Origin of the sequence: Pseudomonas corrugata (assembly GCF_050920615.1) — a bacterium.
Classification (GTDB): Bacteria; Pseudomonadota; Gammaproteobacteria; order Pseudomonadales; family Pseudomonadaceae; genus Aquipseudomonas; species Aquipseudomonas corrugata.
Genome location: NZ_CP130434.1, coordinates 3,895,439 through 3,920,255 on the forward strand (window position 1 = coordinate 3,895,439; position 24,817 = coordinate 3,920,255).

The following is a 24,817-nucleotide window of genomic DNA, read 5'->3' on the forward strand; positions in this document are numbered from 1 at the left end:
GAGCCATCAACGCGTATAGACCTATGCTTGGCCCATCTACCTCCAAGGAGGTAGTTCCTGATATTGATACAACCCTTTATTTATCAATGTCTTGAACGAATTGGCCAAAGCTTTTACAGAAACGGAACGGCCAACAACTCTTTAGAGGTAGTGCGCCCGGATCGGCTGCAACACCCCTTGATCCGGGATGTCCCATGTTCGCTTTACAGATATTTTTGCCGGACCAGCCGAGATGATGGGCTGGCTGCGCAGTTCCCTGCCCGCGCGAGCCGGAGTGGCGGTGATCCTGATCGCCATCCTGGCGTTGGCCAGTTCCCTGAGCGCTGGATTGATCGCCTGGTTCAGCCAGGGCGACGCGGCAGCGATCAACACGGCCGGTTCGGTGCGCATGGAGACCTACCACCTGAGCTGGAAGCTGGCAGCCGCTGCCACCGATGACATCCCGACGATCATCGACAGTCTGCAGCAACGCCTCGATAGCCCTGCGCTTCGCGCCGTGCTGGAGGACGGCCCGACAACCGCCCTGCACCAGAGTTATCGCGATCTCCTGCAACGCTGGAACCAGACACTGCGTCCTGCCGTCGAGCGCGGCGACTCGGCCGTCTTCCAGGCCAACGCGGATTCCTTCGTCGCGCAACTGGACCAGTTCGTCAACCTGTTGCAACGCCAGAGCGAACACAAGCAGGGCTGGCAACAGACGATCCAGGGCATGGCGTTGTTCAGCACCATGATCATCCTGCTCATCGGCCTGTACGAACTGCAATACAGCGTGGTCACACCGTTGCAGGAACTGGTGGTCGCAACCCAGCGCTTTCGCCGTGGTGAATTCGATGTGCGGGTCAATCATCAGTCCGAAGATGAGCTGGGCCAATTGGCAACCAGCTTCAATACCATGGCCGAAACCATCGAGCAGTCCCACCGCACCCTGGAAGATCAGGTTCGACACAAGACCCTGAATCTGCAACGTGCCAACGCCGCATTGGAATTGCTGTACCAGAGCAGCCGCAGCCTGGCCACGCGCCAGGCCAATGCCCAAGGCCTGGACGAGTTGATCCAGCGCTTCCAGCAAAAGCTGCCAGGCCTGCGCCTGTCGCTGTGCCTGCAGGGACAATTGCAGGCTCCCGCCCGGCAACTGCTGGCCATTCATGGCGCCAACAATCGCGAAGTCTGCGCCAGCAGCGATTGCGCCACTTGCCAGAAACATGGGGTTGCGCAACCACTGACGTTCAGCATCAGCAACCAGGGCAATGAACTGGGAGAACTCAAGGCATACTTTGTCGACGGCCACGCGGCACAACCCTGGGAGACCGCACTGATCCAGGCCCTGGCCAACCTCATCGGCACCTCCCTGTCCCTCAAGCGCCAACGCGAGCAGGACCATCGCCTGCTGCTGCTTGACGAACGCACGATCATTGCCAGGGAGTTGCATGACTCACTGGCCCAGGCCTTGTCCTACATGAAGCTGCAAGTCAGCCGCATGCAGACTCTGTTGCGCCGCGGCGAACCGGTGCAGACCCTGGAAACCGTCACTGGCGAGCTGCGCGAAGGGCTCAACAACGCCTACCGCCAGTTACGCGAGTTGCTGACCACGTTTCGCTTGCAGATCCACGACGATGGCCTGGTGGAGGAGCTCAAGGACACCGCCGAAGAGTTTTCCTCCCGCGGGGATTTCCAGGTGCACCTGTTCATCGACACCCTGGCCTTCGAGCTGTCGGCCAGCGAGCAGATCCACATCCTGCAGATCACCCGCGAAGCCTTGTCCAACTGCCTGCGCCATGCCCATGCCGAGAATGCCTGGTTGCAGTTGCGCCAGGAAGGCGAGACGGTGCAACTGTCGATCGATGACGATGGCCGTGGTTTCAGCGGTGAGGTGGACCAGCGCGAACACCATGGCCTGAACATCATGAACGAACGGGCCCGCAGCCTGCGCGGGCAGCTGCAGATCCTCTCCAGAACTCCCCAGGGCACCCGTATCCAGGTGCGTTTCCAACCGGAATTCCTGGGCCAATACTCCGAAGGCATCGCACCATGAACGCCCCTCTGCGCCACACCCTGCTGCTGGTCGACGACCATCCGATGATGCGTCACGGGATCCGCCAGATACTCGAACTGGAAGACGACTTGCTGGTTGTCGGCGAAGCCAACCATGGCGAGGAAGCCCTGGCGCTGATCGAGCCGCTCAAGCCCGATCTGGTACTGCTGGACAACAACATGCCGCAGATGAACGGCATCGAGACCCTGCGTCGGCTGCGGGCCATGCACTACAGCGGCAAGGTGCTGCTGTTCACGGTGTCCGACGCCGAGGACGACATCCGCGACGCCCTGCGCCTGGACGCCAACGGCTACCTGCTCAAGGACATGGAACCCGAATTGCTGATCCAGTACATCCGCGACGCCCTGGGCGGGGCCCTGGTGATCAGCCCCGGCCTGACCCGCGTCATGGCCCAGGCCCTGCGCTCCCCACCGCGCCAACCCGAAGTGGAACTGACCGAACGCGAACGCCAGGTACTCAAGACCATCGCCAGCGGCTACAGCAACAAAGTCATCGGGCACAAACTGGGCATCACCGAAGGCACGGTCAAGGTCCACGTCAAGAACCTGCTGCACAAGCTCGGCTTGCGCTCGCGGGTCGAGGCGGCGGTCTGGGCGATGGAGCATCTGCGCGGAGCCGGTTGAATCAGCTCCCCCACCTAGTGCTTGCAGGCAGGTGTGTCTGACACAGATCCCCTGTGAGCGAGCCCTGCTCGCGATGGCGTCAGCACAGCCAACATCCCCGCAAGCTGACACACCGCTTTCGCGAGCAGGCTCGCTCCCACAGTGGTTACGGGTGTCTGCCGACTTTGCGTCTGGCACAGATCCCCTGTGGGAGCGAGCCCTGCTCGCGATGGCGGCGGCACATCCAAGATCACAGCAAGCTGACCCACCGCTATCGCGAGCAGGCTCGCTCCCACAGGAGTGTCTGGTGTCTGTTGGCATTGCGTCCGACATAGATCCCCTGTGGGAGCCGGGCTTGCCCGCGATGGCGTCAGCACATCCCAGATCACAGCAAGCTGACACACCGCCATCGCGAGCAGGCTCGCTCCCACAGTGGTTCCTGGTTCCTGGTGTCTGCTGGCTTTGTGTCTGGCACTGATCACATTGTGGGGATTCGGAGCAAGTGCACGAGCCATCCCTCTTCAGAGGTAGGCCTGCCGAGGCATAGGCCGGCGGCGCGCGGGGTTCTACCATGACGGCACGCGGAGGTACGCCATGCTGACTCACCCTTCCATCATTCTAATGTTGCGTCGTCACCACTTGTTCAGCCACCTGCCGGAGCACGTCTTCGAAGACGTGTGCAACCTGGCCGTGCTCAAGCGCCTGGAGTGCAACGGTACGCTCATGCACCAGGGCGATCCGGCCAAGCGGTTTTTCCTGCTGATCAGCGGCCAGGTCAAGCTGTTCCGGGTCACCGGCGAGGGCCAGGAAAACCTGGTGGAGATCATCCAGCCCGGCCAGACTTTTGCCGAAGCGCTGCTGTTCAGCCAGGCCCGTTGCTATCCGGTGAGCGCAGCAGCGCTCAAGGACAGTGTGTTGGTGAGTATCGAAGGCACCCATTATCGCAAGGCACTTGAAGATCAGCCCAAGGTCTGCCTGGCGATTCTGGCGAGCATGAGCGTGCACTTGCACCAGCGGCTCAAGGACATCGACAACCTGACCCTGGCCAGCGCCAGCCGGCGTGTCATCAATTTCCTGCTGCAGGAACGCGATCCCCGCGACGGCCAGCTTGTGCTGCAAGTGTCCAAGCGCCTGGTGGCCTCCAAACTGGGAATCCAGCCGGAAACCTTCTCGCGCATTCTCCATCGTCTGGTGGACGGCGGCCTGATCGCCATGGAGCGGCGCAACATTCGTATCCTGGCCGAGGATGCGCTGGTGGATTACCAGCAATAGCGCGGCACGGTGGCAAGGGGATTTATCCCCTCACCACAAGGCCTGCGGTGATCGCAGGCCCCACAGGATGTTAGTGACCCCTTTAATCTGCGCTCGACACCCCGACAATCGGTACGAGGTACTCGAACAACACATCCCCCTCATCTTCCGTGCAATCAACCCCATACCGCTTGCGCAAACCCAACTGACTCAGGATCACATGCACATCCGCATTCAACGCGTGCTGCTGCAAGCAGCCCTGCACGCATTGCAAGGGACAGCCATCCAAGGCAATGATCCGCCGCCCCGAGCGCGCCTTGTTGACCAGCGCCGCGACATGCCCACCCACTCCGACAATGCAGGACATCTCGGCCAGTCCTGCGCGGTCCAGGCGCAGGGCGACGGTATTGGCCAACTGCGCGACGTTGGAGCAACCGGAGCAGGAGTACACCAGAGGCAAATCATCAGGAGCCTTCATCTCATCCCACCGTCGCCACGCCTTTCCCCGCCCGCTCCAGGTTGCGCCACAACCATGGCGGCAACACATCAGGGTCGAGGCTGTCGATCAGGTTCTTCAGCGCCAGACCCAATTCGGTATCGCCTTCGATGACCAGCCGTCGCCGGAAGAACAACGTATCGGGGTCCTCCTGACGACTGGCCAGCAACAGGAACTCACGCCAGTTGCCGCTGATGGTGACCTGGGCTTCGGCCCGCTCGGCAATGCGCAGCCCCCCGCGCCCCAGCGTCAGGTACCAGCGCAAACCCAGGTCAGGCACTCGCAGGCACAGCCAGCGATCACGCAACACATCGAACCCGCCATCGCGCAACGGTTCGGCCAGGCACCGATTGAGCGCCTGCTGCAACGCCAGGCGTTGCACCACGAACGGTACCTTGCCGAGCAGCGGCAGCACGCGGTCGGCACCTTTGAGCATCCATTTCTTCGGACTCAACACAACCCGGCCTCCTCTACTTTCAGCATGCCGGCATGGCCGTGCCAGTAACCGTTACACCCTTCGACAAACAGCGGCGGCGCCTCGCCCTGGCGAACCCGGTCGAAGGCACTGACCACTTCAGCCATGCCCTGGGCTCTCGGGCTCAGGCGCAGCAAGTCGGCACCGCAAGCCTGCAAGGCGCTGTAATCGGCGAGCAGGTTGCTTACCTCGCCAGACATCGTCTGGATGCCATTGAGGGTGAATAATTGCTGACCTTCCTGACTGCTCAGCGCCAGACCGTCGGGGTAGTTGATGCAACAGAACTGGCAGTCGTCCTTGGGCCGGTTTTCTGCCCGGGCGGTAAAGCAGCGCGCCGAGTAAGCCAGGGGCAAATGTCCATAAGCGAAGATTTCCACCTCGGGTAATTCGCGATCCATTTCCCGCACTTGTTCCAGTACATCGCTGATCAGAGCCGCCGAGCACTCCACCGGCGGCACCCAGCGGATCATGCCGCTGTCGAGTAACTGCGCCAGGGAATGACCGTTGTACAGATTCAGCGCCGGACCACCGACAAAAGGCAGTTTGCGTTCGGCCAGCAATTGCACGGCGCCCATGTCGTTGGCTTCCACCAGCAACTGGCCGTTGTCGCACAGGCGACGCAACGTGGAAAACTCCGAGGCCGCCTCGATCAGCGTCAGGCTCGACAGCACGATCTGTGCCTGGCTGCACGCCTGTAGTTCGCGCGCCAATCCCAGCCATTGATCCAGGGAGAATGCCCGGCGTTTGGAACACACCGTTTCCCCCAGGTAGATCACATCCAGCGGCAATGCCGACATCTCGGCGTAGAAATTTCCCAATTGTGTTCTGTCCCAATAGAACAGGACTGGTCCCAGGCTGAGTTTCATCTGGCCTCCCTCATTGCCATGATCGATGGTAGGCGCCCAGGGTGGTCTGGCTGCCTTCCGACAGGCCGGCCAGCACCTGGCGCCATTCTTCGCGCACACGGAAACGCTGCGGCGCGGCGCGGTGTGCATCCAGCGCGGCGCGCCAGACCCGGGTCACTTGTTCCACATAGGCCGGGCTGCGCTGGCGGCCTTCGATTTTCACCGCCTCGACGCCGATGGCTGTCAGCTCCGGCAACAGGTCCAGGGTGTCCAGGCTGGTGGGCTCTTCCAGCGCATGGAAGCGCTTGCCGCCGACCAGGAAACGGCCTTTGCACAAGGTCGGGTAACCGGCTGATTCCTGTGGGGTGTAGCGGTCGATCAGCACTTCGCTCAAGCGGGCACTCAGCCCCTCGGCGTCTTCGCTCCAGCGCACGGCCTTCGCCGGCGAGCAGACGCCACAGAGGTTCGGTGATTCACCGGTGATGTAAGACGATAAGTGGCAACGCCCCTCGGCCATGATGCACAGGCTGCCGAAGCCGAAGACCTCGATGGGCACCGGGCTGCCCGCCGCCACCTGCCGGACCTGGGCCAGGGACAGCACCCGAGGCAACACCGCACGGCGGATGCCATAGCGTTGGGCGTAGAACGCCAGCGCGGCGGCGTGGGTCGCCGAGCCTTGGACGGACAGGTGCAGCGCCAGGTCCGGATGCCGCTGGCTGGCGTAGCCGAGCACGCCGGGGTCGGCGGCGATCAGGGCATCCACACCGAAATCGGCGGCACGATCCACCGCCCGTTGCCAGCGCTCCCAACCCTTGGGCTGCGGGTAGGTATTGACGGCGACGTAGAGTTTGCGTTGATGCTGGCGGATGTGTGCGACAGCCGCGTCGAACTGTTTGTCGTCCATGTTCAGCCCGGCGAAATGCCGGGCATTGGTGTCATCGCGAAAGCCGACATAGACGGCATCGGCGCCTTGGCGCACCGCCGCTTTGAGGGCAGGCAGATTCCCTGCCGGGCAAACCAGTTGCATGGGGCATCCTCGTGAGAAAACCTGGGGCGCCGCCAGTCTAGCCAGTCGTCAGCCGGCGACCTTGACGGCAGTCAATTGCCGTCAATGCATCAGTTCGGCAAACGGCAGGTACATCACCCGGTCGTGCTTGTGCACCTGCGCCTCGCACTCCACCACCGCCAAACCATCGGCCCAGCAGGCGGCGGTCAACATGGCCGAGCTCTGCTGCGGATGCAGTACCACACACAGATGACCTTCGGCATCTGGCACCAATCGGGCTCGCAGGTACTGGCGGCGACGATTGCGCTGCAACCAGTCGAAACCTGCCGGCAAGTGCAAAGGAACGGGCAGCACCTGATCCATGCCCTGGGCGCGGAACAGGAAAGGTCGCACCACCACCAGCGCCGTGATCAGCGCCGCCGACGGGTTACCCGGCAGCCCGATCCAGGGTGTACCGGCCACCTCGCCGAAGGCCAGGGGTTTGCCCGGTTGTATCGCCAGGCGCCAGAGGTCGATGCTACCGAGGCGCTCGATGGCTTGCTTGAGATGATCTTCCTCGCCCACGGAGACGCCGCCGGAGGTCAGCAGCACATCGCAGTCGGCGGCCGCCAGGCTCAGTGCCTGCTGACTGGCCTGGAGTCGATCGGGCATGACGCCAAAGTCATGCACCTCGAAACCCCAGCCGCGCAACAACGCGGCGATGCTACGGCGATTGCTGTTATAGATCTGCCCTGGCGCCAAGGGCTCACCCGGCTCACGCAGTTCGTCGCCGCTGCTGAGCAGGACAACCCGCAATGGACGATAGACCTCCACCTCAGCGATCCCGGCGCCGGCCAGCAGCCCCAACTCCTGGGCCCGCAAGCGAGTACCGACCTTGAACAAGCGCTCGCCTCGACGCAGCTCTTCACCCTCCTTGCGCACGTGGTCCCCTTGCTTGGCCGACGGCAACCAGACCCGCTCGCCCTCCATCCGGCAACTCTCCTGGGGCACCACGGTGTCGGCACCCGGCGGCAGTGGTGCGCCGGTGAAGATCCGTACCGCCTGCCCTTCCCGCAACGGCTCACCCGGTCCATCGCCAGCGGCGATTCGTCCGCTCAACGCCAGGTATCCCCCAGTGGGAGACAGATCGGCGGCCCGCAGCGCATAACCGTCCATGGCGCTGTTGTCCCAGGCAGGCAGGTTCATGGGACAAAGGACATCGCCAGCCAATACACGGCCCAGGGCCTGGTCCAGGCCAATCCGTTGGATCGGTGGTGGCAGTGGCGCCTGGTCGAGCAGATGACGAATGGCCTCATCCACCGGCATCAAGGTTGCGCTGTCGCACGCCGTTCCACACCCCCGGCCGCTCACGAGCGCGCCTCGCAGGCCACCGGCACGACGCCCGCCTGGGGCTTGAGGTGAGGCGTGAAATTGCACGGACCGGTGCGACTGTCCAACTGCCCGACCAGGATCTGTGTCCACCCGGTCCGGCAAGCGCCCGGCGAACCCGGCAGACAGCACACCAGCACGCCGTTGCTCATACCGGCCAATGCGCGGGATTGCAGGCTGGACATGCCGATCTCCGCCAGCGAGACCTGGCGGAACAATTCGCCAAAGCCGTCCACCTGCTTGTCCAGCAACGGCGCCACCGCTTGAGGGGTGTTATCGCGGGCAGTGAAACCGGTGCCGCCGGTCATCACTACCACCTGCACCTTGGGGTCGGCGATCCACTGCGAGACCTGGGCGCGGATCTGGTAGATGTCGTCTTTCACCAGCCCCCGGTCGATCAGCACGTGACCGGCTGTTTGCAGCAGATCGACGAGGGTCTGGCCGGAAGTATCGGTGTCGAAGGTACGGGTATCGCTGATGGTAAGCACCGCAATGTTCAGCGGTTGAAAGAGGCGTTGCGTCAGATGGGCCATGATCAGCCGTCCTGTCAGAAAAGATGGCCCAGCCTGAACCGCAATCGTTGCCGGGCCTATTCCTCCATGGAGGTACCTCCCCTGGTGCTCAGGGCGCCAGTCGGCTGCGCTGCCATCTACCATCCAGCCGGCGATAGTCGAGACGGTCATGCAAGCGATCGGCGCGGCCCTGCCAGAACTCCAGTCGCTCGGGTTGCAGACAATAGCCGCCCCAATGCCTGGGACGCGGCACCGGTTGATCGGCGAAGCGTTGTTCGGCAAGCACGAGCAAGCGCTCCAACGCAGCACGATTGTCCAGCGGTCGGCTTTGCGGCGACGCCCAGGCCCCGAGCTGGCTGGCCAGTGGGCGTGAGTGGAAATAGGCATCCGACAGTGCGGGGTCGAGTCGGCGGACGTGCCCCTCAATGCGCACCTGGCGCTCCAGACCCGGCCAGAAGAACGTCATCGCCGCCCAGGGATTGACTGCCAGGTCCTGGCCCTTGCCACTGCTGTAATTACCGAAAAAAGTGAAGCCGTCTCCACCGAACCCCTTGAGCAACAGCACCCGGGCATGCGGGCGGCCCTGATCGTCCACGGTGGACAGCACCATGCTATTGGCCTCGACCGGAGGGCTTTCGGTTTCCCGGGCCTGTTGCATCCATAGCCCGAACAGCGCCAGCGGATCGTCGGAGGCATGGGCTTCGTCCAGGCCATCGCGGATGTACTGGCGACGCATGTTTGCCAGAGACAGGGGCATGAGAGTGATCTCCACAAGGGTTTGGCCCAGTGTGGGTGCTATGACGTGGGCCGACCTTGATCGTCGTCAATGCGGGTTCCTGTGGTGATCTTGCCGACGCCATCGCGAGCAGGCTCGCTCCCACAGGATTTGCGCTGGACCTGTGGGAGCGATCCTGCTCGCGATGGCAGCAACTCGGTCCACTGCCCTACTTGAGCCCCAACCGCCGCGCCAATTTATGCAGGTTGCTCGGATCGACCTCCAGCAGCCGCGCCGCGCCGGCCCAGTTCTGGCCGCAGCGATCCAGGGCCTGGAGAATCGCCTGGCGCTGGCACGCGTCGACGGTCTCGCTCAAGGGCTGGAGCGGCGCCTCGAGCGATTCCGCAGGCTCCTCAAGCATGGCTCGTGCGCTGGATGCGCCAGCACTGACGTCAAGGTCCAGCACCTGCGGCTCCAAGGTCATGATCAAGCTGCGACTGGCGCCCCGGCTCAGCGCCTTCAGTGCCGCACGGCTGATCACATGCTCCAGCTCCCGCACGTTGCCCGGCCAGCTATACGCCAGCAGCGCCTGCTCGGCGGCAGGAGACAGGCGCAAGCCGCGCAAGCCCAGTCGCGTGCGGTTCAGTTCGAGAAAATGCCCCGCCAGCATCAGCACATCGTGGCCGCGCTCGCGCAGCGGCGGAATCGGCACCGGGTAGACCGAGAGCCGGTGATACAGGTCAGCGCGAAACAGCCCGTCGCGAATGCTGTCGGGCAGATGGCGGTTGGTGGCGGCGATGATCCGCACATCGACGTGCAGTGGCTTGTCCGCGCCCAGGCGCTGGATCTCGCCGTTTTGCAGCGTGCGCAGCAACTTGGCCTGCACGCTGAGCGGCAACTCGCCGACCTCATCGAGAAACAGCGTGCCACCATTGGCCGCGTCGAAACGCCCGGCGCGGTCGGTCGTTGCCCCGGAAAACGCACCTTTGACGTGACCGAACAACTCGCTTTCCGCCAGGGATTCCGGCAACGCCGCGCAATTGACCTGAATCAGCGGCTTGTGGCCGCGTCGGGACAGCCTGTGCAAGCGCCGGGCGAACAGTTCCTTGCCGACCCCGGTTTCCCCCAACAGCAACACCGGGAGCTCGGAATCGGCCAGTACATCCAGTTCGTTGAGCAACTGCTGCAGGCCCTCGCTGCGACCGAGAATCTCGCCCTCTTCGACGGGCAGGTGCAGGCCCGGCGAATCGCTGCGCGAAGCCCGCAGACTGCGGTTCTCCTGCTCCAGCCGGGTCACCCGCACCGCCGCCTCGATCTGCAGGGTGCAACGCTTGAGTTCCTCGCGGGCACGGCTGTCGAAGGTGCCGGCGTGCAACGCATCCAGGGTGATCGCCCCCCAGAGGCGCCCTTCCACATACAGGCTCACCCCCATGCAGTCGTGTACCGGCAGCGGTTCGCCGACGTGGTGATCGAGCAGGCCGTCATAAGGGTCCGGTAACCGGCTGTCGGGCTCGAACCAGGTGGGCTCGCGCGATGCCATGATTGCCGCGAGGCGCGGATGCCGGGCAATCACGAAGCGACGGCCCAGCGCCTCATGGACCAGGCCGACGGTCGCCACGGGCCTGAGACTGTCATCGTCCAGGCGCAGCAATCCCACGGCACCACAGTTGAAGTATTCGCGCAGGGTCTGCACCAGACGCTGCAACCGCACGGCATTGGGCAGCTCGACGATCAGGTCGGCGGCCAGGCTTTCACGCAGCATGGTAGTGATGACCCTCCAGGGTTGGTTTAACCCTTTCCAGCCAGGGTTGGAATCACCCGGCTATAAAATAAATGTGTTCAATATCAGCCAGTTAAAAATGGCATGCTGACTGCAAAGCTGAATCATCTGTCCCTACCGGGATTCAACCCAAGGAAACATGATGAGCCTCGAACTGCTGGAACAAAGCCTGGGCCAATTGGCCTGCGACATTCCCGGTGCCACCCGTACCTTCCATCACTACAGCCTCGACTTCTGTTGCGGCGGGCAAAAGACCCTGCGTGAAGCCGCGCTTGGCAAAGGCTTGAACCCGCTGCTGATCGCCGACGCCCTCAAGACGCTGCAGGCCGCCGGAGAACTGGGCCATGACTGGCGCGACGAACCCCAGGCCCTGCTGATCGCCCACATCCTGGAACGCTACCACGCTCGCCACCGCGAACAACTTCCGGAACTGATCCGCCTGGCCCGCCGCGTCGAACAAGTGCATGGTGCCCGAGCCAGTTGCCCGAACGGCTTGGCCGATCACCTCCAGGATCTGTATCAGGAACTCGAAGGCCATATGCTCAAGGAAGAACAGGTGCTGTTCCCGATGTTGCAACAGGGCCTGGGCGAACGGGCCTCGGCACCGATCCAGGTGCTGCGCTACGAACACGACCAGCACGGCGAAGCCCTGGAAACCATGCTCGCCCTGACCGACCAGATCACCCCACCCGCCGACGCCTGCAACACCTGGCGCGCCCTGTATCGCGGCCTGGTAGAACTACGTGACGACCTGATGCAACACATCCACCTGGAGAACAACGTGTTGTTCGTCAAGGCGATGAGCCCTTCCAACCACTAGCCACCATTCCCTGTGGGAGCGAGCCTGCTCGCGATAGCGGAAGGTCAGTCAGCACTGAGCCAACTGACCCACCGCTATCGCGAGCAGGCTCGCTCCCACAGAGGAATCCTCCACTACCCGCGTTTAGTCAGAACTGCCAGTAGAACATCCCCTTCGCCAACACAACGATCACCAGCATATGCCCGAGGATGCTGCGCCGCAGCCAGCATGCCCGGGACGGACCCAGGCGACCGCGCTTGAGCCAGTAGGCCAGCAGCAGGTAATGCCCGATGATGCTCAGGGCCAGCAGGATCTTCAGGCTCAGCAACAGTCCGAAGCTGCTGTCCAGTGGATGGCTCAAAGCCCCCCGATGCTGCCACGCCAAGCCGACGCCGGCACCATATAGCAACAGCACCACACCATGCAGCACGTGACGCGAGCGCTGAGCGATGGCCTGGTCGGCGGCGTCCCGTGTGCCTTGGGCCAACGGTCGGCGAGCGGTGTGCCAGATGCAGACCTCGAAGAACAGCGTGCCGATGAAAGCAATGGCCGCCAACAGATGCGTGACCAGCAAGACCCCATACATCATCGATCGTCTCCGTTCATTCGGGTCATCCCGGATGCCCATCCACCCGAGCCTGCCAGAGCATCGGTCCATAACGCCAAGCATAGAGCCCGAATGCCAATGTCCAACACAGCCCCGCCAGCCACAAACCGCCCAACGGCAACACCAGCACCAGCAACACTCGACTCAAACACGCGAGATTGAGCAGGATGAACGCCAGGGTCATGCCCTTCGGCGGCTCCAGCGGACGCCCGGTGTGGCCGAGGCTGACGCGGGCGATCATCGCCAGGATCAGCCCAGCCATGGCACCGATGGTCAGGCTGTGCACCGCCAGGCTCGGGTTCAGCGGCGCGCCGAAATGCCACAGCGCCATACCCAGGCACGCCAGTGCCAGCCAGGCGTACGCCAAGTGCAACGACCACAGCAGCGGCACCCGCCACAAGTCCCGATCATGCCAACGGATCAATCGAATCCCATGCCCCGTCGCCAGGGCGGCAAACAACAGGCCGGTCCAGGCGTTGGCCGACAACGCCACCCCACCGGCATAGAGCAGCGCCACCAGGGCCGAGCCGCCCAACAGCAATCGGTCCAGCCACGGCCAGGGCGCAACGCCCTCGACGCGACCCAGTCCACGCTGGGTAAAGAACGGAATCACTCGTCCGCCGATCAACCCCATCATCGCCGCCACCAGCCACAAGCCGGTAAGCACGCTTTGCCGTTGCATGCCGTCATCGTGTTGAACCAGGCCGTACACGGACAACCCATCGGCCGCAGCCAAAAACAGCAAGACCAGCACAATCGGGTAGTTGCGCTTCTGCCGCACGCGCCATAGCGTAACGCCCATCAACGCGGCCACTGCCAGGGCGAACCCCATTTCCAATGTCGCCAGCAACGGCCAGGGGGCATCGACCAACCAGGCCAGCCGCGCCCCCAGCCACACCAGTGCCAACGCCGCCAGACGCTTGCCGCTGAGCCCCGGAGAGCCCGTCCAGGTCTGCACCGCCGTCAGCAGGAACCCGGCGATAATCGCCAGGCCGAAGCCGAACAGCAGCTCATGACGGTGCCAAGCCAACCAGCCACCCGCCGGTTGCCAGGCCGACAACCGCCCGGTAAACACCGTCAGCCACAACGGTACGACACACAACGCAAGCACACAGCCGGCGAGGAAAAACGGCCGGAACGCCAGGCGCCATAACGGCAGGATGGCCATGGCCTTGCGACGGTCAAGCACTTGCATACTTCACTCCTTAACCTCTCCCGGGACTGGCCATGGGCGAGATTGACAATCAGATCCGAATGATCGGCGATCGGCGCTGACGGGGCTTGTCTCAGATCAAGCAAGTCCACCAGCAGTCCGCCTCGAACCGGGACTTGCAAGGGGCTTGCCGAAACCGCACCAAGCGCGTGCCCCCTTCTAAAGAACAACCCTCTTCCCCCTGTGGGAGCGAGCCTGCTCGCGATAGCGGCCCGGCAATTGGCATCGAGTCGGCTGACACACCGCTATCGCGAGCAGGCTCGCTCCCACAGGACGCCAGGGTATTTATGACCGTTTCGTGGTTATTTTTACCCGGTAAAGCCGAGGTAGTTTTGACCCTGATCAATGGAAACCGCCGAAGCACAAGGGCCGCAAGCATGGCCCGGCTCTTGCTCAGGCACGGCATAACCCTTTGCCGAGAACGTCCATGAAACATGTCGTCCTGCCGCTCACCTGGTTCTTCCTGCTCTCCTGCGTCGTGGCGCTGGCCAGCGGCCTGTCCCTGAACCTCGTCTGATCTCCATCAATTTTCCCGTTACTACAAGGATCCACGCCATGGTGCTCCACCGCGTCCATCACCAGATTCTGCGCAGTCATCATCTGTTCGAACCACTCAACGACGAACAGCTCAACGAACTGATGAGTTCCAGCCAACTGCTGAATATCGACAAGGGCGACCCGCTGTTTCGCCAGGGTGAACCGGCACAGGCGTTTTACTTCGTGATTGCCGGAGCAGTGAAAATCTATCGCCTGACCCCGGACGGCCAGGAGAAAGTGTTCGAGGTGATTGGCGAGCGCCAGACGTTCGCCGAAGCCATGATGCTGATGGACACCCCCAACTACGTCGCGTCCGCCGATGCTGTCGGCCCGACCCAGTTGTATCGCCTCTCCAATGCCACCTACATGCGGCTTTTGCAAAGCAATAGCCGACTGACCTTTGCTTTGCTCGGCAAGCTCTGCGTGCGCCTGCACCAGCGGGTCAACGAGATCGAAACCCTGTCGCTGAAAAACGCCACCCACCGCGTGGTGCGCTACCTGTTGACGCAATTGGTTCGCCTGCAGACCGTGGACAGCCAGTTCGAGCTGCCGATGGCCAAGCAGCTGATTGCCGGGCACCTGTCCATCCAGCCGGAAACCTTCTCGCGGATTATCCGGCGCTTGATCGATGAAAAAATCATCACCCAGGATGGCCGCCAGATCGCCATTCTCGACCGTCTGCGCCTGGAACAGTTCGAATGAGCGCCCAGGCTACTTGCCTGTATTGCCAACAGGCCAGCCCGGCGAATGAACCCGAATGTCGCCAGTGCGGCATGCCCCTGCCGGACAGCACTGCACTGGCCACGGAGCGTCGGTTGCGACGTTTCACCTGGTTTTGTGTCGGCCTGACGATCTTCTGCATCGTCATGTTCTTCTGGTTGCCCCGCGACATGCTCTGAAGATTGAAGTTCTAATCCTGGGTCAGTTGTCGGTACAACTGCGGCAGACGCAGCGGCAGTTGTTCGGGCTGGCGGATCAAGGTGTAGCCGTTGGCACCGAACATGTACGGCAGATAATCCCCCGCTTCGCGATCGATGGTGATGCAAAACGGCGTCAATCCCTGGCGCCTCGCTTCCAGCACGGCCTGGCGGGTGTCTTCCACACCGTAGCGTCCTTCGTAGAGGTCCAGGTCGTTGGGCTTGCCATCGCTGAGCAGCAACAGCAGCTTGCGCCGCCGCTTGCAGCCCGCCAGCCGTTGCGTGGCTTGACGGATCGCCGCCCCCATGCGCGTGTAATAGCCCGGTTTGAGTTCCTGGATACGACCACGGGTGTGGTCGTCATAGCGCTGGTTGAATGCCTTGAGTTCATGCATCCGCACGTGATGGCGCCGCAACGATGAGAACCCGTACAGCGCGAAGTCGTCCCCCAGTACCGACAGGGTTTCACCGAACAGCAGCAAGCTGTCGCGAATCACATCAATCACCCGATGCTCGTCATTGAGGTGGGCGTCGGTGGACATCGACAGATCGGCCAGCAACAGGCAGGCCAGGTCGCGGCGGGTCTGGCGCTGCTCGATGAACAGGCCGCGTTCGCTGCATTGGCCGTGCTGGCGCTCGACATGGAAATCCAGCCAGGCCTGCAAGTCCAACTCCGAGCCCTGGGTTTGCTGGCGCAACCATTGTCGGTCGTTGCGCAGATGTTCGAACTGGCGACGCAAGCGCTGGGCCGGCGTTCGCAGGCGTGACGGCAGGGGCTGGGGCTGGCAATCCCTGGGAATGAAGGTCTGCAGGCTGACGAAATCGTCCTGCAGGTGCCGCTTTCGATAGTCCCATTCCGGCAGCAGGATGCCCTCGCCCAACGGGACGTCGTCCACATCCGCCGGCGGCAGATCCAGGTGCAGTTTCAACCCGCCGCCCTTGCGCAACCGGGTACGTGACAGGGTCAACTGGTCCAGGTCTTCGGCGACCCGCGCCGCGTCCGGGTCCTCGCTGTCATCGGACCAGCGATCCAGATCCACGTGCTCGGTCCAACTGAACAGATTCTCCAGGCGAACGATCAGCAGCCCACCGTCACGGGTGGTTTCGTCGATCCGCTCGGCGCGTTTGCGTCCACCCTGCTGCTCACCCGGCGGGGTCGCCAGGTATTGCTCGGATTCCTCAAGGTCGGCGGCCTGGGGATTGCCCAGGTGCCGGGGTGGATACAGCCACAACGGCAACGGCCAGGCCGCCCGTTCGCTGCGTGGAAAATGCTCGACACTGCCGGGGTCACGCAGGGCCTGGCAAAGGGCACGTTCCAACAAGGCTTCGTCCGGGTTCAGCGACGCCGGATCGGGACGCAGGGACAGGTGCGCTTCCACCAGCCGCCGATAGCGTGGACGCAGCGCCGGGTAGCGCCGCAACACGGCTTGGGTCCAACGCTGATTGTCCCGTCCCCAGTGTTTCATCGGTCCCGATTGCGCGGCCAGCAAGGCCAGCCAGCGATACAGCTCCTCGTTCAACCCGGTATCGGGAAACGCCGCCAGGCTCGCGGGCAGACGCAGATGGTCAGCATCGCACCAGGCCAGGGGCATTTGTTTGCAGGTGCCGGCGATCTGCTGGAGCAGGTTGCGGCGCAACAGCAGGTCGCGATCACTGACCGCCTCCACACCCTGGTGCCGAGCGCCGCCGGTGGCGTGAAACAGCACCTGCAGGGATCGTTGCCGATGACTCAGCTCGACCCGGGCTTCGGGAAAGTCGGCACTGGCACGCCGGGTGATGAAGCGGTGCCAGACACTGCCGACCCACTCTTCCAGCTCAAGGGTGAATGCCATGGTTGTCCTCCTCTTTGTGGCGAGGGGATTTATCCTCTCGCCACAAATCATGGGTCGGCTTCAGTTGTTGTGATCACTCACGACGACACCGCCACTGCCGGAATGCGTTGAGCCGCACGCCCGCGCTGCCTGAAGCTCAACAGATAGCAGAGCAATCCCAGCAGGAAGCCAACGCCGCTGACCAGCCGTGCCCAGAACAGTGGACGCAAGTGATCGGTCGTGGCCATGAACGGCAACGCACTGCCATCCGTCGCCCAGCGTTGCAACCACATCTGGACAACACCGGCCGCGGTGAGGAACAAGGTGATCATCACCATCGACAAGGTCATCAGCCAGAAGCCCCATATTTCCAGGCGCTGGGAGCGCTCGTCCGCCGCCTCGCCCAAACCGCGCAAACGTGGCATGGCGTAGCTGATCAATGTCATCACGATCATCGCGTAGGCCCCGTAGAAAGCCAGGTGACCGTGGGCCGCCGTCAGCTGCGAACCATGGGTGTAGTAGTTGACCGGTGCCAGGGTATGCAGGAAACCCCACACACCCGCGCCGAAGAACGCGGTGACGGTGGTGCCCTTGGCCCACAAGGTGGCGGCGCGGTTCGGGTGCTGCCGGCGGCGGTTTCTCACCATGCTGAACGCGAAGATCACCATCGCCAGGAACGGCAGCGGCTCCATCGCCGAGAAGATCGAACCCACCCACAACCAGACCTCGGGTGCGCCGATCCAGAAGAAGTGGTGACCGGTACCGATGATGCCGGTGATCAAGGCCATGGCGATGATCACGTAGAGCCATTTCTCCACCACTTCCCGGTCCACGCCGGTGACCTTGATCAGCACGAAGGCCAGCATCGCGCCCATGATCAGTTCCCAGACGCCTTCGACCCACAGGTGCACCACCCACCACCAGTAGAATTTGTCACGGGCCAGGTTTTCCGGGTTGTAGAAGGAAAACAGGAAGAACACCGCCAGACCTATCAGGCCAGTCATCATCACCATGCTGACGGTGGTCTTGCGCCCTTTGAGCAGAGTCATGCCGATGTTGTAGAGAAACCCCAGGCACACCACCACGATGCCCATCTTGGTAATGGTCGGCTGCTCCAGGAACTCGCGCCCCATGGTTGGCAGCAGGTCGTTGCCGGTGATCCTGGCCAAGGTGGCGTAAGGCACCGAGAGATAACCCAGGATGGTCAGTACCCCGGCCGCGGCGAATACCCAGAACAGCACCCGCGCCAGCATCGGGCTGTGCAACTCGCGGTCGGCCTCCTCCGGTATCAGGTAGTACGCCGCGCCCATGAAGCCGAACAGCAGCCAGACAATCAGCAGGTTGGTGTGGACCATGCGGGCCACGTTGAAAGGGATCAGCGGGAACAGGAAGTCGCCGACCACGTATTGCAGCCCCATGATCAAACCGAATAACACCTGCCCCAGGAACAGCATCAGGGCAAACACGAAATAGGGCTTGGCAACGGCCTGCGAGGCGAATTTCAGATGCGGATTAGCCATGCTCATCTCTCAGCCCTCCTTGTTTGGCGGCCAGCCATTGGTATTGATCTTCGAACTCCACTTGAGGAACTCGGCGATGTCGTCGACCTCCTGCTCGCTCAGGTGGAACTGCGGCATGGCCCGGCGTCCGGGTACCCCCAGGGGCTGCATTTTCATCCAGGCCTGCAGGAACGGCTTGAAGGCTTCCTCGCCGCCACGGCGGTTGATCACGTTGCCCAGCTCCGGCGCAAAATATGCCCCCTCGCCCAGCAGCGTGTGGCAGCCGATGCAGTTGTTGCGCTCCCAGACGCCCTTGCCGCGTATCACCGATTCGGTCAGTTGCGCCTGGTTGCTGCGCTCCGGAAAGGTCTGTTCCGTGTGGTAGGTCAGAGCCAGGAATATCAGGAAAAAGAACACGCTTCCCCCGAAGTAAATATTCCTGGCCATGCCTTTGGTGAAGGTATCTGACATGGTCACTTCCTCATTGCTTGGCGTGTCCATTCTAGGAAGCGAGGGGTCTGGAACCGCTTGATGGCGATCAAGAATCTCCGATGGTTTTAGTGGGTTGTTCCGGGTAGATGAGCTTAATCGTTTTGATCGTTCCCACGCTCCTGCGTGGGAACGCCGTCAGGGACGCTCCGCGTTCCGCTTTTGGAAGGTGACGCAGAGCGTCACGGGATGCATTCCCACGCAGAGCGTGGGAACGATCAGCTCGTGAAAGAGATGACGATCCCTATAACGGTTGCCAACACCACCGCCCAACTCAACACCAGCCGCCGCCACAATCGCGGCGCATGGCGCAGCTCCATGAAGCCGTCGGCGATCAGCCAGGCCTTGGTGACCGCCACGCTGAGCAGGGCGACGGATACGACAGCGGAACCGGTGACCTGGCCCAGGGCAACGGTGCCGCCGCTCAGCACGGCCAGTGCCATCCAGCAAAGAATCAGAACAAGGGAATTCGACACGAGCGCCTCAGCTCAATCCAGGATGTAGACCAGTGGAAACAGCAGCACCCACACCAGGTCCACCATGTGCCAATACAACACGCCGGACTCAAGGCCACTGTACTGCCGGGATCCATAGCGCCGTCGCCGACAGCCATCGGCCAGCCAGCCGAGGATCACCATGCCGAGCAGCACGTGCAGGAAATGGAACGCGGTAAGAATCCAGTACAGAGTGAAGAAGGTGTTGTGCTCCAGACCCAGGCCGCTTGCCGAGAGATGGGCATATTCGGTGAGCTTGATGCCCACATAGCTCGACGCAAACAGCAACGCCACACACAAGAACAACGCACCCCGGCGCGGTTGATCCAGCTTGACCTGCTCCAGGGCCAGCGCGGCGAACAGCCCGGCGGTCAGCAGGCTTAGAGTCATCGCCAGCCCCGTGGAGCGCTCCAGCAACTGCCGGCCTTCGCTGAAGATTTGCGGATACAACGCCTGGGCGACGATGAAGGCCAGCATCAGCAGCGCGAACACCGAGAGCTCGGCGAGGATGAAAAACCACATTGCCAGATCCCCCGGCAAACGCCGGGGCATGACTGTGGTTTCAGCCGAAGTGGACATCGACCACATCCATCAATGCGGCGACGGTTTGCGGATCGTCGCTCAACGGCTCGGCCAGACACGCCAGGCACGCCTGGCGCGGATCCACGCCGGAGCCGATCATGCGCGCCGCGAAAATAAGCAGCCGAGTCGAGGCGACTTCCTCCAGGTCATGCTGATCGAGCCGGCGCAGAGCCTGGCCCAGGCGCACCACCTGGGCGGCCAGGTCCAGGTTCACGCCCGCCTCACGGGCAACGATACGCACTTCATCGGCCACGGCCGGATAACCGAAACGCATCGCCACGAAACGCTGGCGAGTGCTGGGCTTCATGCCCTTGAGCAGATTCTGGTAACCGGGGTTGTAAGACACCACCAGCATGAAGGATGGCGGTGCCTGGAGCACCTCGCCGGTGCGTTCCAGATACAACTGCCGGCGATCGTCGGCCAGTGGGTGCAGCACGACCGCCGTGTCCTGGCGCGCCTCGACCACTTCGTCCAGATAGCAGATGCCGCCCTCGCGCACCGCCCGGGTCAATGGCCCATCCTGCCACCAGGTGCCCTGCGCGCCGATCAGGTGGCGGCCCACCAGGTCGGCGGCGCTCAGGTCATCGTGGCACGCCACAGTGTAGAGCGGCAGCTTCAGGCGGTGCGCCATGTGCTGGACGAAACGGGTTTTGCCGCAGCCCGTCGGGCCTTTGATCAGCACCGGCATGCCGTGACGCCAGGCCTGCTCGAACAGCGCCGGCTCGTTGTCCTGGGGTTGATAGAAGGGCTCGTCCAGATGTGCGGAGACATGGCTTGGGTTCATGGCGTGACCTGCTCGAACAATGCAATTGCCGGCCACGCTACGGGGCCCTGCGACAACCTGGCAAGGCGCTCGGCGGGCAAACTTGATCGACGTCAAGCGAGTAATCACTGGCCAGGGAATAGCCTTGCACCGCACCCGGAACCTGCGCGCCGAACATCCATTAGCGCGCAGCGCGGGTCATGCCTGAGGAGAAATGGAATGCTGATCAGCCACAAAAAAACGTGGGTCCTGAGGGTCACGGCGCTATGTACGGCGCTGGCGGTACCCCACGCCTTCGCCGACCAACCCGCCGCCCCGGAGCAACCGCGCATGGTCAAGACCGAAGGCGCGCCGGATCTGAGCCAGGCCGACTTCGATGCGGCCAAGCAAATCTACTTCCAGCGCTGCGCCGGCTGTCACGGCGTCCTGCGCAAGGGCGCCACCGGCAAGCCGCTGACCCCGGACATCACCCAGGCACGCGGCCAGGCCTACCTGGAAGCGCTGATCACATACGGCTCGGCCGCCGGCATGCCCAACTGGGGCACCTCCAACGCGCTGACCAAAGACCAGATCACAACGATGGCCAAGTTCATCCAGCACACCCCGCCGACACCACCGGAGTGGAGCATGGCCGAGACCCTCAAGACCTGGAAGCTGCTGGTCAAGCCTGAGGACCGGCCGACCCGGCAGCTCAACAGCCTCAACCTGCAGAACCTGTTCTCGGTGACCCTGCGCGACGACGGCAAGATCGCCCTGGTGGACGGTGACAGCAAAAAGATCGTCAAACTGATCGACACCGGTTATGCGGTACACATCTCGCGAATCTCGGCGTCGGGGCGCTACCTGCTGGTGATTGGCCGGGACGCCAGAATCGACATGATCGACCTGTGGCCGAAGGAACCGACCAAGGTCGCGGAGATCAAGGTGGGGATCGAAGCCCGCTCGGTGGAAACCTCCAAGTTCAAGGGCTACGAAGACAAATACACCATCGCCGGTTCCTACTGGCCGCCGCAGTTCACCATCATGGACGGCGAGACCCTGGAGCCGAAGCGGATCGTCTCGACCCGCGGCATGACTGTCGACACCCAGCAGTACCACCCCGAGCCACGTGTGGCAGCCATCATCGCCTCTCACGAATGGCCTGAGTTCATCGTCAACGTCAAGGAAACCGGCAAGGTGATGCTGGTCAATTACCAGGACATCAAGAACCTCACCATCACCAGCATCGACGCCGCGCCATTCCTCCATGATGGCGGTTGGGACAGCAGTCATCGCTACTTCATGACGGCGGCCAACAACTCCAACAAGGTAGCGGTGATCGATTCCAAGGAGCGCAAGCTCACCGCCCTGGTGGACGTCGGCAAGACTCCGCATCCCGGGCGCGGCGCCAACTTCAACCATCCGCTGTACGGGCCGGTCTGGGCCACCAGCCACCTGGGCGATGCCGGGGTGTCGATGATCGGCACCGACCCGGTCAAGCATCCGCAATATGCCTGGAAACAGGTCGGCTCGCTCCAGGGCCAGGGCGGCGGTTCGCTGTTCATAAAGACTCACCCGCAATCCCGCCATCTGTATGTCGACACCACCTTGAGCCCCGACGCCAAGCTCAGTCAGTCGGTGGCGGTATTCGACATCGACAAGCTCGACGCCGGCTACACCGTGCTGCCGATCGCCGAGTACGCAGGCATCAAGAAAGGCGCCTTGCGGGTGGTGCAGCCTGAATACAACAAGGCCGGTGACGAAGTCTGGTTTTCGGTCTGGAGTGGCCAGGAAGACGAGTCGGCGCTGGTAGTGATCGACGACAAGACCCTCAAGGTCAAGAACGTGATCAAGGACAAGCGCCTGATCACCCCGACCGGAAAATTCAACGTCTACAACACCCAACATGACATCTATTGAGCTCCATCAATAAGAGGAAAAACCATGAGACCTATTCTGATCGCGCTGGCACTGACCGCCGTCTCCAGCATGCAACCGGCGCTGGCCGAAGACGGCCCGACACTGTTCAAGAGCAAACCCTGCTCGGCCTGTCACTCCATCGACACCAAGGTGGTAGGCCCGGCCTTCAAGGACGTCGCGGCGAAAAATGCCAACGTCCCCGGGGCACAGGAAATGCTCGCCAAGCACATCAAGGAAGGTACGCAAGGCAACTGGGGACCGATGCCGATGCCGGCCAACCCGGTGACCGAAGAGGAAGCCAAGATCCTCGCGGCGTGGGTGTTGAGCCTTAAATAACCCTGCGAGAGACACTTTGTAGCAAGTGGATCTGTGACAAGTGGACCTGTGGCGAGGGGATTTATCCCCGCTGGGCTGCGAAGCAGCCCCAAAACCTGATATCGCAGTGTGTCAGGCTGATGAGTGCCGCTTTTTGGTGGGGCTGCTTCGCAGCCCAGCGGGGATAAATCCCCTCGCCACAAATCAATCCCTTAGCCACAGATAAATCCCCTAGCCACAGATAATCGTTGTTGCTCGCACCCTTTCAATCCAGGAGGACGTCATGGAACGACATCGCGCTGCAACCTGTATGACGGCCCTGCTCCTGACCTTTTCTGCCTGTGCGCTGGCTGCCCCCGGCCCCCAGCGCCAAGCCCAATTGCAACACCTTCTGGACCAGGACTGCGGCGCCTGTCATGGCCTGTACCTGACCGGCGGCCTCGGCCCGCCCCTGACCCGTGCCGCCCTGGCCGGAAAACCCCGCGACAACCTCATCGCCACCGTCACCCAAGGACGCCCCGGCAGTGCCATGCCCGGCTGGGCGCCGCTGCTCGGGCCTGACGACATTCGCTGGTTGGTGGACCGACTCCTGCAAGGAAAAACCGCCCCATGATCCGTTCCCTCCTGTCATATACAGCCGCCGTACTGTTGCTGTCGGCCTGCGCACAGACACCACTGCGCGGCACCGGCGACCTCGGCGTGGTGGTGGAGCGCGCCAGCGGCAGTGTGCAGATCATCGAAAGCGACAACCACACCGTCCTCGGTCGCGTCGAGGGGCTGGGCGACCTCTCCCACGCGTCAGTGGTGTTCTCCCGCGACCAGCGTTATGCCTATGTGTTCGGCCGTGATGGCGGCTTGAGCAAGGTCGATCTGCTGACCAAGCGGATCGAGCGGCGCATCCTCCAGGGTGGCAACAGCATTGGCGGTGCGATCAGCCAGGACGGCAAGCTGATCGCCGTCTCCAACTACGAACCCGGCGGCGTCAAGGTGTTCGATGCCCGGACCCTGGAACAGGTCACCGACATTCCGGCCACAGCGTTGCCGGACGGCGACAAGCGCTCCCGGGTGGTCGGCCTGGTGGATGCACCGGGACAGCGCTTCGTGTTCAGCCTGTTCGATACCGGCGAAATCTGGACCGCCGACTTCAGCCAGGGCCCGGTACCACGCATCGAGCGTTTCACCACCATCGGCCAACAACCCTATGACGCGTTGATTACCCCCGAGGGCCGCTATTACATGGCGGGCCTGTTCGGTGAGGACGGTATGGCACAGCTCGACCTTTGGCATCCGGAACGCGGTGTGAAGCGCGTACTGGGACATTACGGACGCGGCCAGGCCCGGCTCCCGGTGTACAAGATGCCCCATCTGGAAGGCTGGGCCATGGCCGATCGACAGGCCTTCGTGCCCGCCGTCGGCCATCACCAGGTGCTGGTGATGGATGCTCGCGACTGGCGGCAGACCGACGCTATCGCCGTGGCTGGCCAGCCGGTGTTTGTCACGGCGCGCCCGGACGGGCGGCAGCTGTGGGTCAACTTCGCTTATCCGGACAACGACCGGGTCCAGGTCATCGACACCCAGACCCACGCCATCGTGGCTGATCTGCGGGCAGGGCCTGCGGTGCTGCACATGGAGTTCACCGCTCGGGGCGACCAGGTGTGGCTATCGGTTCGGGATGGCAACGAGGTCCAGGTCTGGGATCCCTACCGGCTCGAACGCCTGGACACCCTGCCCGCCCTCAGCCCCAGTGGCATTTTCTTCAGTAGCCGCGCGCACAAACCGGGGTACTGAG

At 62.8% G+C, this 24,817-nt stretch carries 26 protein-coding genes; 10 read left to right on the forward strand and 16 right to left on the reverse strand.

What is annotated here, in order from left to right; genetic code table 11:
• Positions 1–232 precede the first annotated feature (232 nt).
• From QZH45_RS17380 to QZH45_RS17390, 3 genes are all read left to right on the forward strand, one after another.
• Positions 233–2,032, forward strand: coding sequence for a HAMP domain-containing protein (locus QZH45_RS17380; protein WP_024776629.1), 1,800 nt, complete (start codon positions 233–235; stop codon positions 2,030–2,032).
• Positions 2,029–2,676, forward strand: a complete 648-nt coding sequence (gene narL, locus QZH45_RS17385) for a two-component system response regulator NarL (RefSeq protein ID WP_033034064.1) — start codon at positions 2,029–2,031, stop codon at positions 2,674–2,676. Before QZH45_RS17380 ends, narL begins: the two co-directional genes overlap by 4 nt.
• A gap of 573 nt (positions 2,677–3,249) precedes the next feature.
• Positions 3,250–3,927: a Crp/Fnr family transcriptional regulator gene (locus QZH45_RS17390; protein WP_053191213.1), complete on the forward strand. Its 678-nt coding sequence runs from the start codon at positions 3,250–3,252 to the stop codon at positions 3,925–3,927.
• 82 nt (positions 3,928–4,009) lie between these two features.
• On the opposite strand, the gene QZH45_RS17395 is transcribed toward QZH45_RS17390, so the two are convergent.
• From QZH45_RS17395 to norR, 8 genes are all read right to left on the reverse strand, one after another.
• Positions 4,010–4,384: a putative zinc-binding protein gene (locus QZH45_RS17395; RefSeq protein WP_055136253.1), complete on the reverse strand. Its 375-nt coding sequence runs from the start codon at positions 4,382–4,384 to the stop codon at positions 4,010–4,012.
• A gap of 1 nt (position 4,385) precedes the next feature.
• Entirely contained in the window at positions 4,386–4,859 is a 474-nt protein-coding gene (ubiT, locus tag QZH45_RS17400) for a ubiquinone anaerobic biosynthesis accessory factor UbiT (protein ID WP_024776625.1), read from the reverse strand.
• Positions 4,853–5,743 carry a U32 family peptidase gene (locus QZH45_RS17405; protein ID WP_053191209.1) on the reverse strand — a complete coding sequence of 297 codons (891 nt, stop codon included), beginning with the start codon at positions 5,741–5,743 and terminating at the stop codon, positions 4,853–4,855. Before QZH45_RS17405 ends, ubiT begins: the two co-directional genes overlap by 7 nt.
• Before the next feature lie 10 nt (positions 5,744–5,753).
• The gene (gene ubiU, locus QZH45_RS17410; protein ID WP_024776623.1) at positions 5,754–6,749 is read right to left on the reverse strand and encodes a ubiquinone anaerobic biosynthesis protein UbiU; all 996 of its coding nucleotides are present in this window, start codon (positions 6,747–6,749) and stop codon (positions 5,754–5,756) included.
• Between the two features lie 81 nt (positions 6,750–6,830).
• On the reverse strand, positions 6,831–8,033 hold the full coding sequence (locus QZH45_RS17415; RefSeq protein WP_033034062.1) for a molybdopterin molybdotransferase MoeA: 1,203 nt from the start codon (positions 8,031–8,033) through the stop codon (positions 6,831–6,833).
• 41 nt (positions 8,034–8,074) lie between these two features.
• Entirely contained in the window at positions 8,075–8,629 is a 555-nt protein-coding gene (moaB, locus tag QZH45_RS17420) for a molybdenum cofactor biosynthesis protein B (protein ID WP_055136252.1), read from the reverse strand.
• A gap of 88 nt (positions 8,630–8,717) precedes the next feature.
• Complete coding sequence (gene pdxH / locus QZH45_RS17425) at positions 8,718–9,365, reverse strand: pyridoxamine 5'-phosphate oxidase (RefSeq protein WP_055136251.1); 648 nt, start codon at positions 9,363–9,365, stop codon at positions 8,718–8,720.
• A 187-nt stretch (positions 9,366–9,552) separates the two neighbouring features.
• Positions 9,553–11,085 carry a nitric oxide reductase transcriptional regulator NorR gene (gene norR, locus QZH45_RS17430; RefSeq protein WP_024779149.1) on the reverse strand — a complete coding sequence of 511 codons (1,533 nt, stop codon included), beginning with the start codon at positions 11,083–11,085 and terminating at the stop codon, positions 9,553–9,555.
• 160 nt (positions 11,086–11,245) lie between these two features.
• Between norR and ytfE the strand changes: the two genes are divergently transcribed.
• Positions 11,246–11,923, forward strand: a complete 678-nt coding sequence (gene ytfE, locus QZH45_RS17435; RefSeq protein ID WP_024779148.1) for an iron-sulfur cluster repair protein YtfE — start codon at positions 11,246–11,248, stop codon at positions 11,921–11,923.
• A gap of 127 nt (positions 11,924–12,050) precedes the next feature.
• On the opposite strand, the gene QZH45_RS17440 is transcribed toward ytfE, so the two are convergent.
• Positions 12,051–12,491 carry a membrane protein gene (locus tag QZH45_RS17440; protein WP_033034595.1) on the reverse strand — a complete coding sequence of 147 codons (441 nt, stop codon included), beginning with the start codon at positions 12,489–12,491 and terminating at the stop codon, positions 12,051–12,053.
• 22 nt (positions 12,492–12,513) lie between these two features.
• Entirely contained in the window at positions 12,514–13,704 is a 1,191-nt protein-coding gene (locus QZH45_RS17445) for an NnrS family protein (protein WP_055135873.1), read from the reverse strand.
• Positions 13,705–14,277: 573 nt separating this feature from the next.
• Between QZH45_RS17445 and QZH45_RS17450 the strand changes: the two genes are divergently transcribed.
• Positions 14,278–14,961, forward strand: coding sequence for a Crp/Fnr family transcriptional regulator (locus QZH45_RS17450; protein WP_024779145.1), 684 nt, complete (start codon positions 14,278–14,280; stop codon positions 14,959–14,961).
• Positions 14,958–15,158, forward strand: a complete 201-nt coding sequence (locus QZH45_RS17455; protein ID WP_024779144.1) for a hypothetical protein — start codon at positions 14,958–14,960, stop codon at positions 15,156–15,158. Before QZH45_RS17450 ends, QZH45_RS17455 begins: the two co-directional genes overlap by 4 nt.
• An 11-nt stretch (positions 15,159–15,169) precedes the next feature.
• On the opposite strand, the gene QZH45_RS17460 is transcribed toward QZH45_RS17455, so the two are convergent.
• The 6 genes from QZH45_RS17460 to QZH45_RS17485 all read right to left on the reverse strand — a co-directional run bounded on the left by QZH45_RS17460 (position 15,170) and on the right by QZH45_RS17485 (position 20,835).
• Positions 15,170–17,008, reverse strand: coding sequence for a nitric oxide reductase activation protein NorD (locus tag QZH45_RS17460; RefSeq protein ID WP_055135874.1), 1,839 nt, complete (start codon positions 17,006–17,008; stop codon positions 15,170–15,172).
• Between the two features lie 77 nt (positions 17,009–17,085).
• Positions 17,086–18,513, reverse strand: a complete 1,428-nt coding sequence (locus tag QZH45_RS17465; RefSeq protein ID WP_069018257.1) for a cbb3-type cytochrome c oxidase subunit I — start codon at positions 18,511–18,513, stop codon at positions 17,086–17,088.
• A gap of 3 nt (positions 18,514–18,516) precedes the next feature.
• The gene (locus QZH45_RS17470) at positions 18,517–18,957 is read right to left on the reverse strand and encodes a c-type cytochrome (protein WP_053191199.1); all 441 of its coding nucleotides are present in this window, start codon (positions 18,955–18,957) and stop codon (positions 18,517–18,519) included.
• A 236-nt stretch (positions 18,958–19,193) separates the two neighbouring features.
• Positions 19,194–19,451 carry a cytochrome C oxidase subunit IV family protein gene (locus QZH45_RS17475; protein WP_024779140.1) on the reverse strand — a complete coding sequence of 86 codons (258 nt, stop codon included), beginning with the start codon at positions 19,449–19,451 and terminating at the stop codon, positions 19,194–19,196.
• Between the two features lie 12 nt (positions 19,452–19,463).
• The gene (locus tag QZH45_RS17480) at positions 19,464–20,048 is read right to left on the reverse strand and encodes a cytochrome c oxidase subunit 3 family protein (protein ID WP_024779139.1); all 585 of its coding nucleotides are present in this window, start codon (positions 20,046–20,048) and stop codon (positions 19,464–19,466) included.
• The gene (locus QZH45_RS17485; protein ID WP_055136159.1) at positions 20,032–20,835 is read right to left on the reverse strand and encodes a CbbQ/NirQ/NorQ/GpvN family protein; all 804 of its coding nucleotides are present in this window, start codon (positions 20,833–20,835) and stop codon (positions 20,032–20,034) included. The genes QZH45_RS17480 and QZH45_RS17485 overlap by 17 nt, the downstream gene beginning before the upstream one ends.
• 198 nt (positions 20,836–21,033) lie before the next feature.
• Between QZH45_RS17485 and QZH45_RS17490 the strand changes: the two genes are divergently transcribed.
• From QZH45_RS17490 to QZH45_RS17505, 4 genes are all read left to right on the forward strand, one after another.
• Positions 21,034–22,713 (forward strand): cytochrome D1 domain-containing protein, encoded by a 1,680-nt coding sequence (locus QZH45_RS17490; RefSeq protein WP_055136160.1) that lies wholly within the window; start codon positions 21,034–21,036, stop codon positions 22,711–22,713.
• A 24-nt stretch (positions 22,714–22,737) separates the two neighbouring features.
• On the forward strand, positions 22,738–23,049 hold the full coding sequence (locus QZH45_RS17495) for a c-type cytochrome (protein ID WP_024779136.1): 312 nt from the start codon (positions 22,738–22,740) through the stop codon (positions 23,047–23,049).
• A gap of 262 nt (positions 23,050–23,311) precedes the next feature.
• The gene (locus QZH45_RS17500; RefSeq protein ID WP_024779135.1) at positions 23,312–23,641 is read left to right on the forward strand and encodes a c-type cytochrome; all 330 of its coding nucleotides are present in this window, start codon (positions 23,312–23,314) and stop codon (positions 23,639–23,641) included.
• Positions 23,638–24,816, forward strand: a complete 1,179-nt coding sequence (locus QZH45_RS17505) for a cytochrome D1 domain-containing protein (protein ID WP_055136161.1) — start codon at positions 23,638–23,640, stop codon at positions 24,814–24,816. The genes QZH45_RS17500 and QZH45_RS17505 overlap by 4 nt, the downstream gene beginning before the upstream one ends.
• The last annotated feature ends 1 nt before the right edge of the window (position 24,817 follow it).

Excerpts from the sequence above, each read along its gene's own strand:
- QZH45_RS17415 (WP_033034062.1), bottom strand. The coding sequence starts at position 8,033 with ATGCCGGTGGATGAGGCCATTCGTCATCTGCTCGACCAGGCGCCACTG.
- pdxH (WP_055136251.1), bottom strand. The coding sequence starts at position 9,365 with ATGCCCCTGTCTCTGGCAAACATGCGTCGCCAGTACATCCGCGATGGC.
- QZH45_RS17455 (WP_024779144.1), top strand. The coding sequence starts at position 14,958 with ATGAGCGCCCAGGCTACTTGCCTGTATTGCCAACAGGCCAGCCCGGCG.
- ytfE (WP_024779148.1), top strand. The coding sequence starts at position 11,246 with ATGAGCCTCGAACTGCTGGAACAAAGCCTGGGCCAATTGGCCTGCGAC.
- QZH45_RS17500 (WP_024779135.1), top strand. The coding sequence starts at position 23,312 with ATGGAACGACATCGCGCTGCAACCTGTATGACGGCCCTGCTCCTGACC.
- QZH45_RS17490 (WP_055136160.1), top strand. The coding sequence starts at position 21,034 with ATGCTGATCAGCCACAAAAAAACGTGGGTCCTGAGGGTCACGGCGCTA.
- QZH45_RS17480 (WP_024779139.1), bottom strand. The coding sequence starts at position 20,048 with ATGTCCACTTCGGCTGAAACCACAGTCATGCCCCGGCGTTTGCCGGGG.
- QZH45_RS17395 (WP_055136253.1), bottom strand. The coding sequence starts at position 4,384 with ATGAAGGCTCCTGATGATTTGCCTCTGGTGTACTCCTGCTCCGGTTGC.
- moaB (WP_055136252.1), bottom strand. The coding sequence starts at position 8,629 with ATGGCCCATCTGACGCAACGCCTCTTTCAACCGCTGAACATTGCGGTG.
- QZH45_RS17390 (WP_053191213.1), top strand. The coding sequence starts at position 3,250 with ATGCTGACTCACCCTTCCATCATTCTAATGTTGCGTCGTCACCACTTG.
- QZH45_RS17445 (WP_055135873.1), bottom strand. The coding sequence starts at position 13,704 with ATGCAAGTGCTTGACCGTCGCAAGGCCATGGCCATCCTGCCGTTATGG.
- QZH45_RS17450 (WP_024779145.1), top strand. The coding sequence starts at position 14,278 with ATGGTGCTCCACCGCGTCCATCACCAGATTCTGCGCAGTCATCATCTG.
- QZH45_RS17505 (WP_055136161.1), top strand. The coding sequence starts at position 23,638 with ATGATCCGTTCCCTCCTGTCATATACAGCCGCCGTACTGTTGCTGTCG.
- QZH45_RS17380 (WP_024776629.1), top strand. The coding sequence starts at position 233 with ATGATGGGCTGGCTGCGCAGTTCCCTGCCCGCGCGAGCCGGAGTGGCG.
- norR (WP_024779149.1), bottom strand. The coding sequence starts at position 11,085 with ATGCTGCGTGAAAGCCTGGCCGCCGACCTGATCGTCGAGCTGCCCAAT.
- ubiU (WP_024776623.1), bottom strand. The coding sequence starts at position 6,749 with ATGCAACTGGTTTGCCCGGCAGGGAATCTGCCTGCCCTCAAAGCGGCG.
- QZH45_RS17460 (WP_055135874.1), bottom strand. The coding sequence starts at position 17,008 with ATGGCATTCACCCTTGAGCTGGAAGAGTGGGTCGGCAGTGTCTGGCAC.
- QZH45_RS17470 (WP_053191199.1), bottom strand. The coding sequence starts at position 18,957 with ATGTCAGATACCTTCACCAAAGGCATGGCCAGGAATATTTACTTCGGG.
- QZH45_RS17495 (WP_024779136.1), top strand. The coding sequence starts at position 22,738 with ATGAGACCTATTCTGATCGCGCTGGCACTGACCGCCGTCTCCAGCATG.
- QZH45_RS17440 (WP_033034595.1), bottom strand. The coding sequence starts at position 12,491 with ATGATGTATGGGGTCTTGCTGGTCACGCATCTGTTGGCGGCCATTGCT.
- QZH45_RS17405 (WP_053191209.1), bottom strand. The coding sequence starts at position 5,743 with ATGAAACTCAGCCTGGGACCAGTCCTGTTCTATTGGGACAGAACACAA.
- QZH45_RS17465 (WP_069018257.1), bottom strand. The coding sequence starts at position 18,513 with ATGAGCATGGCTAATCCGCATCTGAAATTCGCCTCGCAGGCCGTTGCC.
- narL (WP_033034064.1), top strand. The coding sequence starts at position 2,029 with ATGAACGCCCCTCTGCGCCACACCCTGCTGCTGGTCGACGACCATCCG.
- QZH45_RS17485 (WP_055136159.1), bottom strand. The coding sequence starts at position 20,835 with ATGAACCCAAGCCATGTCTCCGCACATCTGGACGAGCCCTTCTATCAA.